Annotated in this window: 14 protein-coding genes; 8 read left to right on the top strand and 6 right to left on the bottom strand. The window is 39.1% G+C overall.

The window, feature by feature from the left end; translation table 11 throughout:
- Positions 1-59 precede the first annotated feature (59 nt).
- From HMPREF2963_RS02290 to HMPREF2963_RS02280, 3 genes are read right to left on the bottom strand one after another with little or no spacing between them, the layout of a single operon-like run.
- The gene (locus HMPREF2963_RS02290; RefSeq protein WP_020997594.1) at positions 60-488 is read right to left on the bottom strand and encodes a hypothetical protein; all 429 of its coding nucleotides are present in this window, start codon (positions 486-488) and stop codon (positions 60-62) included.
- Entirely contained in the window at positions 463-1368 is a 906-nt protein-coding gene (locus tag HMPREF2963_RS02285; RefSeq protein WP_070668385.1) for a phosphodiester glycosidase family protein, read from the bottom strand. The genes HMPREF2963_RS02290 and HMPREF2963_RS02285 overlap by 26 nt, the downstream gene beginning before the upstream one ends.
- Positions 1365-2408, bottom strand: coding sequence for a bifunctional glycosyltransferase family 2/GtrA family protein (locus tag HMPREF2963_RS02280; RefSeq protein WP_070668382.1), 1044 nt, complete (start codon positions 2406-2408; stop codon positions 1365-1367). Before HMPREF2963_RS02280 ends, HMPREF2963_RS02285 begins: the two co-directional genes overlap by 4 nt.
- Before the next feature lie 277 nt (positions 2409-2685).
- Here HMPREF2963_RS02280 and rpsF point away from each other — a divergent pair, with 277 nt between their 5' ends.
- From rpsF to rpsR, 3 genes are read left to right on the top strand one after another with little or no spacing between them, the layout of a single operon-like run.
- Positions 2686-2976 carry a 30S ribosomal protein S6 gene (gene rpsF / locus HMPREF2963_RS02275; RefSeq protein WP_003026325.1) on the top strand — a complete coding sequence of 97 codons (291 nt, stop codon included), beginning with the start codon at positions 2686-2688 and terminating at the stop codon, positions 2974-2976.
- Between the two features lie 11 nt (positions 2977-2987).
- Entirely contained in the window at positions 2988-3479 is a 492-nt protein-coding gene (locus tag HMPREF2963_RS02270; RefSeq protein ID WP_003030533.1) for a single-stranded DNA-binding protein, read from the top strand.
- 36 nt (positions 3480-3515) lie between these two features.
- Positions 3516-3755 (top strand): 30S ribosomal protein S18, encoded by a 240-nt coding sequence (gene rpsR / locus HMPREF2963_RS02265; RefSeq protein WP_000068664.1) that lies wholly within the window; start codon positions 3516-3518, stop codon positions 3753-3755.
- Positions 3756-3927: 172 nt separating this feature from the next.
- Here the strand turns inward: rpsR and HMPREF2963_RS02260 are convergent, their stop codons facing one another.
- Both HMPREF2963_RS02260 and HMPREF2963_RS02255 read right to left on the bottom strand, forming a co-directional pair.
- Complete coding sequence (locus HMPREF2963_RS02260) at positions 3928-4605, bottom strand: DUF1129 domain-containing protein (RefSeq protein WP_003070862.1); 678 nt, start codon at positions 4603-4605, stop codon at positions 3928-3930.
- Positions 4606-4620: 15 nt separating this feature from the next.
- Positions 4621-5565, bottom strand: coding sequence for a magnesium transporter CorA family protein (locus HMPREF2963_RS02255; protein ID WP_003070861.1), 945 nt, complete (start codon positions 5563-5565; stop codon positions 4621-4623).
- A gap of 122 nt (positions 5566-5687) precedes the next feature.
- On the opposite strand from HMPREF2963_RS02255, the gene uvrA reads away from it, so the two are divergent.
- Positions 5688-8513, top strand: a complete 2826-nt coding sequence (gene uvrA / locus HMPREF2963_RS02250) for an excinuclease ABC subunit UvrA (protein WP_070668379.1) — start codon at positions 5688-5690, stop codon at positions 8511-8513.
- Positions 8514-8550: 37 nt separating this feature from the next.
- Here uvrA and HMPREF2963_RS02245 read toward each other — a convergent pair whose 3' ends face one another.
- The gene (locus HMPREF2963_RS02245) at positions 8551-9306 is read right to left on the bottom strand and encodes a hypothetical protein (RefSeq protein WP_037598768.1); all 756 of its coding nucleotides are present in this window, start codon (positions 9304-9306) and stop codon (positions 8551-8553) included.
- 147 nt (positions 9307-9453) lie between these two features.
- On the opposite strand from HMPREF2963_RS02245, the gene HMPREF2963_RS02240 reads away from it, so the two are divergent.
- From HMPREF2963_RS02240 to nusB, 4 genes are all read left to right on the top strand, one after another.
- Positions 9454-10515: a M24 family metallopeptidase gene (locus HMPREF2963_RS02240; protein ID WP_070668376.1), complete on the top strand. Its 1062-nt coding sequence runs from the start codon at positions 9454-9456 to the stop codon at positions 10513-10515.
- Between the two features lie 58 nt (positions 10516-10573).
- Positions 10574-11134 carry an elongation factor P gene (gene efp / locus HMPREF2963_RS02235; RefSeq protein WP_003026309.1) on the top strand — a complete coding sequence of 187 codons (561 nt, stop codon included), beginning with the start codon at positions 10574-10576 and terminating at the stop codon, positions 11132-11134.
- Positions 11135-11244: 110 nt separating this feature from the next.
- On the top strand, positions 11245-11634 hold the full coding sequence (locus tag HMPREF2963_RS02230; protein ID WP_006269324.1) for an Asp23/Gls24 family envelope stress response protein: 390 nt from the start codon (positions 11245-11247) through the stop codon (positions 11632-11634).
- Positions 11627-12052 carry a transcription antitermination factor NusB gene (gene nusB, locus HMPREF2963_RS02225; protein ID WP_070668373.1) on the top strand — a complete coding sequence of 142 codons (426 nt, stop codon included), beginning with the start codon at positions 11627-11629 and terminating at the stop codon, positions 12050-12052. The genes HMPREF2963_RS02230 and nusB overlap by 8 nt, the downstream gene beginning before the upstream one ends.
- Positions 12053-12276 lie beyond the last annotated feature (224 nt).

Here is a 12276-nt window from a genome sequence, read left to right as displayed (position 1 = left end):
TTTCTCAGACTCTTGTTTTGTAAAGAGGGGGCACCATGATGCTTTAAGTTCTGTATGTGTTAATCCTTTTTGGTATCTTGTATGTCTATCTCCCATACGCTTCTGGTAAAAATCATTGAGAGTAGAGCTAGCCCGGCTAATCCAATTCCAACATACCAGTAAGGTAAATCCAGTGTGGTAGAGCGACCAGATAGATTGACAATACCGCGAAAAAGAACGCCAACGGCAATGGTTGCGACCGCAGAATTCCAAAGATTGAGACTGAGTCGCGAAAGATTAGGAATAAGTTTTTGAAAAATAAGGAGCACAACCCCACCTATCAGCGGTACTCCGAAGAGCCAGTGCATATAGACTGAAGTCTCTCCAAAACTGAAGTGTTCGTAAATGCGACTAAAGATAAAGAAGAATACTGTAATTAGGGTATAGACCACCGCTGTCTTTTTAAAACGTTTGTTGTTTGTTTTAGTAACCAATGTAGACAATGTCACTCACCGCCCTTTCTGAAATTGTTCCGTTAGTCGTTGGTTTATTGACGACTTTTCGATTAAAGTAAAGAGTAGACGAACCACCGCCATCCAGATTATAAGCAGTTTTAACACCATAGGATTTCATCACCTGAGCTAGTTGGTAAAGAGACAGGCCTTGACTTTCAGATGTTCGGCCGTCTGATACAACGATGACATAATGGGTTTTATCAATTATCCCAATAGCTGTACGTGGATTAGAAGCCATGGATTGCCCCACTTCCGAATTACTTGAAACAGTAATCTTACCGTTGTTAACTAAAGTAGGACCAAAGGCAAGAAGGTTTACAACACCATTTTTAACCAAGTCTTCAGCAGAAACATCATTTTCGTAAACAATTCCGAAACTCCCATCTTTATAAATCGCTAGATCACCATTACTAGCATCTTCACGAACGGTATTTCGATAGACAACACCATTGCGGATGACGTAACCAGTTGTATTTGCTCCGTAGAAATCACCGTTGATAGCCAGAATGGCATTGTTATTGGCTGCTGTAACCGAAGTCTTAGCGGTTACGTTATTTCCATATGTATTTTGTGCTAGAGCAGTTTTAAGATATTTGGGGGAGCTGACCGTAATATCTGCAATGTACACTTTTGTGTTGCTGACGTTTTTTGTAGTTAGGTTAATGGAAACATTATCGTCCTTATAGCTTTTATTTGTCTTTGTCGCATTTGTTGCTGTTTTAGCATTTGTTGTGCTGGTTGAGGTAGAAGAGGATTTGACTGTTGTAATGGCCTCTGACAGAACAAAAGTTTTTAACATGGAGTAGGTAAACGCCCCTGTCAACAGCATACCAAAGAGACTAGCATAAGCATAGGATTTTTTGAAAAACTTCATGATAAAGTATGCGTCCTTTCTTTGAAAATAATTTTTTTTTGAACGAGCCAAGATAGGCAAAAGAGCAGTGATCCGACAATGATTTTAACAATCAGCAAATTGAGACCGAAAATGGCGTAAAATAGTCTGATTAAAAGGGTGTCGAGGATAAACAAGCCCAAGGCTAGCCCGAAATAACCAGTCCCTGTTTTGGCAACGCTGTCTTTATTTTTAAAGACCAGTTTTTTATTTGTGGAATAATTGACAATTGAGCTCGTGACACGAGCTACTCCATTTGCCAGTAAAATTTTGAGACTAGTTGGCACTGTAGCAAGCACCAAAAGGGCTAGCGCATAGACGATATAGTCAATCAAAAAACTACTAATTGAAGAAAGAGCAAATTTAAACATATCTTTGTAAATCATGAGCCCGTCGCGTATTGGTCTAAAGTGAGAAGCTTGATTGTCATTGATATAAATAGTTTCAATTGGAACTTCGCTGATAGGATATTTTGTAGAAGCAGATAACAGCATATTCATTTCATATTCATAACGCTGCCCTTCAATCTCCAACATAAATGGAATCATATTGGTTGTAAAGCCACGAAGTCCGGTCTGAGTATCTGTCACAGAAACACCAGTCTGTCGCTGAAACAGGAATCGTGTTACTTTATTTCCAAAAGCCGATCGCAAAGGGACCTTTCCAGAAAAAGAACGAACTCCCAGAATTAAGTGGTTGGGGTTTTCTTGAGCTTTTTTGCTCACGCGAAAAATATCCCATACGTTGTGTTGACCATCCGCATCAGCTGTAACTACTGTCCCATATTGTCCTAAGGTATCAATATAAGTAAAAGCGTTTTTCAATGCCTGTCCTTTTCCTTGATTGCTTGGATAGTATAAAATGGTGGCACATTTCTGAGCTTCTTGAAAAATCGAATTATAACTAGCTGGGCTACCGTCATTAACAACAACGACGTGCAAGGAACTCTTTGCCTTCACCCTTTGTAAAAGATGAATGAGAGTGAGGTCAGGTTTGTAAGCAGGAATGACTAAAAAATCCATGTGTGTACTCCTTTCTTATACAAATGATAGAAAAGATACACATTAGTATAGAGATGCTAACTTAAAGCTAACTGATATCAGCTTTCTTTAAGGTTTCGGAGTAGGAAATGTAAAGAAAATGTACTAAAAAAGAAGATATTAAAAAACGTTTCAAAAAACACATACGGGGTTTTTCTTGCTATTTCCCAGAAAGTTTAGTATAATAGTTGTTCGTGAGTATCCCTCACTTACCCCTTGCAATAGCTGGGGGTCATTAGACCAAAAGGAGGAAAAATCAATGGCTAAATACGAAATTCTTTATATTATTCGTCCAAACATTGAAGAAGAAGCAAAAAACGCTTTGGTAGCACGCTTTGACTCTATCTTGACTGACAACGGTGCAACTGTTGTTGAATCAAAAGATTGGGAAAAACGTCGTCTTGCCTACGAAATCCAAGATTTCCGTGAAGGACTTTACCATATCGTAAACGTTGAGGCTGAAGATGCAGTCGCTTTGAATGAATTTGACCGTCTTTCAAAAATCAACGCTGACATTCTTCGTCACATGATCGTCAAACTTGACGCGTAAGAAGGGTTACTATGATAAATAACGTTGTACTTGTGGGTCGGATGACCCGAGATGCCGAACTTCGCTATACGCCGCAAAATCAAGCGGTCGCAACTTTTACTCTTGCTGTTAATCGCAACTTTAAAAATCAAAGTGGCGAGAGAGAAGCAGACTTTATTAATGTTGTAATTTGGCGCCAACAGGCAGAAAATCTTGCAAATTGGGCTAAAAAAGGAGCTCTTATCGGAATTACTGGTCGTATTCAGACGCGTAACTACGAAAATCAGCAAGGTCAACGTGTCTATGTGACAGAAGTCGTAGCGGATAATTTCCAACTATTGGAAAGCCGTGCTAGTCGTGAAGGTCAATCTTCTGGTGGCTATGCTTCCAACAACTTCGGAAATTCATCTTCCAATTTTGGTAACGCAACTTCTGCCAACCAAGTACCTAACTTTTCTCGTGATGAAAATCCATTTGGGAATACCAATCCAATGGACATCTCAGATGACGATCTACCATTTTAATGGACAAACAGAATAATGATATAAAGGAGAAAGAACATGGCTCAACAACGTCGTGGCGGATTTAAACGCCGTAAAAAAGTTGATTACATCGCAGCAAACAAGATTGAATATGTTGATTACAAAGATACTGAGCTTCTTAGCCGTTTTGTTTCAGAACGTGGGAAAATTCTTCCTCGTCGTGTAACAGGAACTTCAGCTAAGAACCAACGTAAAGTAACAACAGCTATCAAACGCGCTCGCGTAATGGCTTTGATGCCGTTCGTAAACGAAGATTAAAATATAAAAAGAGCTTGAATTTATAAAAATCAGGCTCTTTTTATATAAAGTCAAGTGAGCAACTTAACGGGTTGCTTTTCTTATGCTCGAAATTGATTTGAAGCGGTAATTTCTTATTCAAAACATCCGCTTGTTTTAGTTTCAACAGGCGGATGTTTAAATAAGAATAGGATTAGAGTTGTCTTGGTGAGGTAAGAGCGCTGCGGATGTTGAATTTCTTTTTGAGATAAAAACGAAGTGCCAACGTTCCACCACCGAACACAAGGATAAATAGGTTTGGTAGTTTTGGATTTAAAATAGCTGGCAATAGGAAGGTTGTTCCATAAAGAACAATAGCCCATAATATCGTAGCAGCTGAAATGATTAGGAGCGATTTGAAAAATGGTGGCTTTTGACTTTGGTCTTGGTCGGAATAATAAAAGCGGTAAATAAAGTAATACATTCCGTAAAATACGAGTGCCCCCACCGCGCTACCAAGTACAATTGTCACAATACCATAATTGCTAGGATTTTTGGAGAATAAGTTAACACTACTATTTAAGATAGCAAATAAACTAAAGACAAATAAGAAAGCATCCATAATCATGAGATACGGATTGGTATTTTCTTTGATAGTTTGAGCTTCTTTTTGTTTTGCTTCTGAAAAATTCGCTGCCCAAACAGTAGGTGCTCCATAAAGTCCGCGAGCGGTAATTCCTTTTGCTTGATTTTCAAGAATCGTTGGGATGATTTCCTCTAGCAGGGCTTTGATTTCTTCGTCTGTCTTTCCATCTTTGATGAGTTGGTGGGTTGCGATACGGACAAATTCTTGATTTTTTTTGCTGAGTTTATCCAAAGAAACTTGTGTCATAAGATCTCCTTTTAATTAAAATAATTTTTTGTGAATGAGGTAAACTGTCAGTGAAACACTGATCGCAAAGGCGATGAAAATAATAATCCAAAAAGCATGTGGCTCCCCATTGAGCGGTAAATCATTGTTTTTGAAATTCATTCCATAGGCTGAGAAAATCATAGTTGGAATGGACATGACAATCGTCACTAAAGCTAGAGCTTTCATGATGTTATTTTGATTATTTGAAATGATAGAAGCAAACGTATCTGTCATACTGTGCAAGATATTTCCATAAATATCTGCCATCTCAATTGCCTGTTGAGTTTCGATGAGTGTATCTTCTAGCAAATCCTCATCTTCCAAATATTTTTTGATATTACTTGTAGCGCTGGTTAATTTTTTTATTACACGCTCATTGGTTTTTAAGGACGCTTTGAAATAGACAATCGTTTTTTCAAGTTCCATGAGTTCAATTAGTTCTTCATTCCGAGTTGACTTGTGTAGCTGACTTTCAATTTGCTCACTTTTACGATCAATGGAACGAAGCGCTGTCAAATACAGCTCGGCGTTTCGATAAAGAATTTGGAAAATAAAGCGAGAACGCATAAATGTATAGAAATTACGTAATCGTCGATTAATAAAAATATCGAGCAATGGAAGTTTTTCCAAACAGGTAGTAATAATCGCATCTTCGGTAATAATAATCCCCAGAGGAATGGTGACATAGTAAGTCTGATTATTTCGCTCCTCTGTAATTGGAACATCCACGATAATCAAAGTATATTCATCTTCAATAGTGACACGTGACATTTCCTCTGCGTCAAGGGGTGCTCGTAAGTCCGTAATATCAATGTCAAAGGCATTGGAAATTTCAGTAGACTCACTTTGAGAAGGGTTGACTAAATTAATCCAAGTCCCCGACTCAAGCGTATCAATTTCTTTAAATTCAGTTGTTGTTGATAGAAAGACTTGTTTCATGTTTTCCTCCTTCAGTTATTTGCACACCGTACTATTATACTATAAAATTCCGAGTTTTTGGGTAAAAGATTGAAGAAAATTTTGTTATAATAGAAAGAAGTTTAAAATAAAGTGTGGTAAGAATGCAGGATAAAATTATCATTCATGGAGCACGAGCTCATAATTTAAAAAATATTGATGTTACGATTCCGCGGGACAAACTGGTTGTAGTGACTGGTTTGTCTGGTTCGGGCAAGTCTAGTTTAGCTTTTGATACTCTTTACGCAGAGGGACAACGGCGTTATGTGGAAAGTCTGTCGGCTTATGCTCGTCAATTTTTGGGCAACATGGAAAAACCGGATGTGGATTCAATTGACGGTCTTAGCCCTGCTATTTCTATTGACCAAAAAACGACTAGCAAGAATCCGCGGTCAACGGTTGGAACAGCTACGGAAATCAATGATTACCTTCGTTTGCTTTATGCACGTGTGGGAACTCCTTACTGTATCAATGGGCATGGAGCTATTACCGCTTCTTCTGTGGAGCAGATTGTCAATCAGGTTTTGGAATTGCCAGAGCGTCAGCGGTTGCAAATCCTAGCGCCCATTGTTCGCAAGAAAAAAGGGCAACACAAGACAATTTTTGAGAAAATTCAAAAAGACGGATACGTGCGTGTGCGCGTGGACGGAGATATTTATGATGTCACAGAAGTTCCAGAGCTTTCTAAAACAAAAAAGCACGATATCGAAGTAGTGGTAGACCGGATTGTTATTAAGGACGGTGTACGCAGTCGGTTATTTGATTCGATTGAAGCAGCCTTAAGAATTGCAGACGGTTATGTGGTGATTGACACGATGGATGACAAGGAATTACTCTTTTCCGAGCACTATGCCTGTCCAGTCTGTGGCTTTACGGTTTCTGAGCTAGAACCGCGCCTTTTCTCTTTTAATGCCCCATTTGGGTCCTGCTCTGACTGTGACGGCTTAGGTATCAAGTTAGAGGTTGATTTGGATCTTGTAGTGCCTGATAGTAGTAAAACATTACGTGAAGGAGCTCTAGCACCGTGGAATCCAATTTCTTCTAGTTATTATCCGCAAATGTTAGCTCAGGCGATGGAAGCCTTTGGCATCGATATGGATAAGCCTTTTGAGGAATTGAATGAGGAAGAAAAACAGCTGATTTTCTTTGGCTCAAATGGTCGGGAGTTCCATTTTCACTATGAAAATGAATTTGGTGGCGTGCGGGATATCGATATCCCTTTTGAAGGAGTAGTAACCAATATCAACCGCCGCTATCATGAAACTAACAGTGATTTTACCCGTAGCCAAATGCGACTTTATATGAATGAGCTGACTTGTGCAAGTTGCCATGGTTATCGATTGAATCCACAAGCCTTGTCTGTTAAAGTAGGCGGTGAAGGTGGTCTTAATATTGGGCAAGTATCTGATTTGTCTATTGCAGATCATTTAGAATTACTTTCTCATCTGACTTTGACTGAAAATGAAGTGGCCATTGCAACACCGATTATCAAAGAAATCCGAGATCGCTTGACTTTTCTGAATAATGTCGGGCTTAATTACTTGACACTATCTCGTTCTGCTGGAACTTTATCAGGTGGTGAGAGTCAGCGGATTCGCTTGGCAACTCAAATTGGCTCCAACCTTAGTGGAGTCCTTTATATCTTAGATGAACCGTCTATTGGCTTGCACCAGCGGGATAACAATCGCTTGATTGCCAGTCTCAAAAAGATGCGTGATTTGGGTAATACCCTCATTGTGGTTGAACATGACGAGGACACCATGCGCGAGGCTGATTGGTTGATTGATGTTGGACCTGGAGCAGGTGTTTTTGGTGGTGAAATTGTTGCGGCAGGCACTCCAGAGCAAGTTGCAAAAAGCAAGAAATCAATTACAGGTCAGTATTTATCGGGCAAACGTGAAATTCCAGTGCCATTGGAGCGCCGCGTAGGAAACGGCCGCTTTATCGAAGTCACAGGTGCGCGCGAGCACAATTTGCAAAACATCACGGCCCGCTTCCCGTTGGGAAAATTTATAGCCGTGACAGGGGTTTCCGGTTCTGGGAAATCCACCTTGGTTAATTCTATTCTCAAAAAAGCAATCGCTCAAAAACTCAATCGTAATTCAGACAAACCGGGTAAATTCAAAGATATTTCAGGAATTGAGCATATTGATCGTTTGATTGATATTGACCAGAGCCCGATTGGCCGAACACCAAGATCCAATCCAGCGACGTATACTGGCGTCTTTGATGATATTCGCGATCTCTTTGCTCAGACTAACGAAGCCAAGATTCGTGGGTATAAAAAAGGGCGCTTCTCTTTCAATGTGAAAGGGGGGCGGTGTGAAGCCTGCTCTGGGGATGGGATTATCAAGATTGAGATGCACTTTTTACCAGATGTTTATGTCCCTTGTGAGGTTTGCCATGGAACACGGTACAATAGTGAAACCTTGGAAGTGCATTACAAGGAGAAGAATATTTCGCAAGTCCTTGACATGACGGTCAATGATGCAGTGGAATTTTTTAAGCATATTCCTAAAATTGAGCGGAAACTTCAGACCATCAAAGATGTAGGGCTGGGTTATGTAACCTTGGGGCAACCTGCCACAACTCTGTCTGGTGGGGAGGCTCAGCGGATGAAACTAGCCAGCGAACTTCACAAGCGCTCAACAGGTAAGTCTTTCTATATTCTGGATGAACCAACTACAGGTCTGCACACGGAGGATATTGCGAAACTTCTCCAAGTGCTATCACGTTTTGTAGACGATGGCAACACGGTTCTCGTCATCGAACATAATTTGGACGTTATTAAGACGGCCGATTACATTATTGACCTTGGACCAGAAGGTGGTATTGGTGGAGGTACTATTATTGCTACTGGTACACCAGAAAAAGTAGCTGCAAACTCTGCTAGCTATACTGGCCAGTATCTAAAAGGAAAGTTAAAATAAGATTTAAAAGACTCTGCTTTTTTAGGCAGAGTCTTTTTTATAATAAATTACGAATTTTTTCTTTTATAAATGGGTTAAGAGAATAGTGTTTATCCAGATATTCTAGGAGTGCTTGAGCAGACTCAGAAATGTGTTCGTAACCTTGCAAAAAGTGAGGCAATTGCTTGGCTTCCTTTGGATAACCTTCTTCAAATCGTCTGTTGGTATTAAAGACATCTATAAAATTAGATTTAGAAGTTGTTTCCAAATTGATTAGTTCAGTCCAAAGTTTGACGGATCTGTTTTGGATGAAATCATAAGCAGCCAATTTTTCGCCTCGCTGATAGCGACCTATCCCTAAATATAGATTACATGAAATTTCTCCCAACAGCCATTCACGGTCTCTGTTTTCTTTTGATGGCAGTCTTTGTGGCTGACAGATTGTTTCATCAAAACCGACCTCCTTCCAGATAATCTTGCCTTCAGCGAAGGGAATGTTTACTAGTTCATGAGCTTCAAAGACAGCAAATTCACAAAAAACATCATCTTCAAATAGAACTTTATGCCCGTCCACTGTATTTTGGTAGTGAAATGCAATTGGTTTTAGCTTACTTAACCAGGTTAGGTCTTGGATATAGGTCTGCTTGTAGCCATCTTTTACAATAACAAAGAAGTCTAAATCTGAGTACTGATCCAATCGTTCTCTTTCTGTTCCGCAAGAACCAAGTGCCAGCAAAGCTAGTGCTTGTTTCGAATCTTTTAGAGACTGACCAATCTCATCTAGTCTTTGTAGCAGTAATTCTGTTTTATTCATATCGTTACCTCATTCTTTCTTGTTTAACGAAAATTATATATTTAGCGCTTTCAAATGTCAATTTCATCTAATCTTAACTATATAGATTGTATTATTTTCAGTATTTTTTTGCTATAATAAATTGAATCATTTTACGGAGGTTTTCTCATGTTATCAAGAGTTGAAAAATTTGAAGTAGCCTTAAAACAGACAGAGTGTGATGCTGTCTTAGTAACCAATCTGAAGAATATTTACTATCTGACGGGTTTTAGCGGAACAGAAGCGACAGTTTTCATTAGCAAAACGCGACGGATTTTTTTGACAGATTCCCGCTACACCTTGATTGCCAAAGGTGTGGTCAAAGGATTTGATATTATTGAAACTCGTGATGCTTTGGGGGAAATCGCTAAAATCATTGGAGACGATAAATTAGAAAAAATTGGCTTTGATGATCAAGTGGCCTATGCCTACTTCAAGATGCTGAAAAGCGTATTTGCAGCCTATGAACTGATACCTATGAGCAGTTTCATCGAGAATCTGCGCATGATAAAAGATGCGGAAGAAATTGATACGATTCGAAAAGCTTGTCAAATTTCCGATCAAGCCTTTCTAGATGTATTAGACTTTATCAAACCAGGTGAGACAACCGAGTTGGCAGTTATGAACTTTTTAGATGCTCGCATGCGCAAACTTGGTGCTTCAGGTGCGTCTTTTGATTTCATCATCGCCTCAGGATACCGTTCTGCCATGCCTCACGGAGTAGCTAGTGAGAAAGTGATTCAAACTGGTGAAACCTTGACAATGGACTTTGGTTGTTATTACAATCACTATGTTAGCGATATGACACGAACTATTCATGTAGGTCATGTGACGGATGAGGAACGTGAGATTTATGATATTGTCTTGCGTGCCAACAAGGCTTTGATTGATCAAGCCAAGGCTGGAGTCAGTCGTATTGACTTTGATCGGATTCCACGTCAGATCATCAATGATACGGGTTACGGAGCTTATTTTACTCATGGGATTGGTCATGGAATTGGGCTTGATATTCATGAAATTCCTTACTTTGGTAAGTCCTCTGAGCCGATTGAAATAGGGATGGTTTTAACAGATGAGCCAGGTATCTATCTGGATGGTAAATATGGCGTCCGTATTGAAGATGATCTTGTCATCACGGAAACAGGTTGCGAAGTATTGACTCTTGCCCCAAAAGAGCTAATTGTAATTTGAGAATTGTCAATCTTTATGATAAAATAAAGAGAAATCTATTTTAAAAGAGGTAATAATAATGATTGAAGCAAGTAAGCTGAAAGCTGGTATGACGTTTGAAACAACGGATGGGAAATTGATTCGTGTCCTTGAAGCAAGCCACCATAAACCAGGTAAAGGGAATACTGTTATGCGTATGAAACTACGTGATGTACGTACAGGTTCAACTTTTGATACAACTTACCGTCCAGAAGAAAAATTTGAACAAGCGATTATTGAAACACGTCCAGCACAGTACTTATACCAGATGGATGACACGGCTTATTTCATGGATACAGAGTCATTTGAGCAATATGAAATCCCAGTAGCAAATGTAGAGCAAGAATTGAAATTTATCCTTGAAAATTCAGAAGTGAAAATTCAATTCTACGGAAGTGAAGTTATTGGTGTTACGGTTCCAACGACCGTAGAGTTAGTTGTAACAGATACACAACCTTCTATTAAAGGAGCAACAGTAACAGGTTCTGGTAAACCAGCTACTCTTGAAACGGGTCTCGTAGTAAACGTACCGGACTTTATCGAAGTCGGACAAAAATTGATTATCAATACGCAAGAAGGAACCTACGTTTCTCGTGCATAATTTATTCTAAGAACTAGAAGTTCTTAAATTACTATTAAACTCAGACTAAGAGTCTGACAAATATTGAACAGACTCCTTGAATGTCTTTGTGTCTTAAGAAAGGACAAGTTATGGTAACTGAACAATTAGGCGAAATCGTTATCGCACCACGTGTTTTAGAAAAAATTATTGCCATTGCAACGGCTAAAGTGGATGGCGTTTACTCTTTCGCAAATAAAAGCATGTCTGATAGCCTTGCAAAACGTTCTTTAGGACGTGGCGTCTATCTTCATACTGCCAGTGATGGTGAAGTAACTGTTGATATTTATTTATATTTAGAATACGGTGTAGGTGTTCCAGCGGTAGCAGTGGCTATTCAGAAAGCAGTGAAAAGTGCTGTTTCTGATATGGCAGAGGTTGAATTATCTGCAGTGAACATCCATGTAGCTGGCATTGTTCCAGAAAAAACACCAAAACCGGATTTAAAAGATTTGTTCGATGAGGATTTTCTCAATGACTGATGTACAGCTGGAAATGAGAAGACAACTACGTGAGCGTGCTTTTCAAGCGTTAATGAGTTTGGAATATGAAAGAAATGTGATAGAAGCTTGTCGCTTTGCATATACATATGATAAAGATTCTACAAGCGATTTAGATGTGGAAATTCCTATATTTTTATTGAACCTTGTCATGGGTGTCGAACAGTCCAAAAGTGAATTGGATGAGAAAATAGGTCAATATCTAAAAGAAGGCTGGACCTTAGGACGTCTTACATTAGTAGAAAAAAATATTCTTCGTTTGGGACTGTTTGAAATGACAGAATTTGATACTCCTCAACTAGTTGCAATCAATGAAGCAATTGAGTTATCTAAGAAGTTCTCAGATGAGAAATCAAGCAAGTTTATCAATGGTATCCTGAGTAAATTTATCACAGAATAAAATTTTAAGAAGAAATGAATATAGGATTGAGAGAGCAGTAGTTCTCTCTTTTTCACTTTCATTGCTGAACAGGATCAGAAAGTTTCTAAAGTGATAGGGAAGTTGCCAAGAAGGTTAGAAGGGAGATGATAAGGGAAAGAATAGATAGTAGAAGCTCAAAGAGCCCTCCTTCATGATACCCTAAAGAGGTAAGAAAAAAGGAGGGTTATGAAATGGACTTCAAG

Source organism: Streptococcus sp. HMSC067A03 (assembly GCF_001814295.1).
GTDB classification, from domain to species: domain Bacteria; phylum Bacillota; class Bacilli; order Lactobacillales; family Streptococcaceae; genus Streptococcus; species Streptococcus constellatus.
Note: the sequence above shows the minus strand (reverse complement) of the source record. Positions and strands in the feature narration are given on the sequence as shown.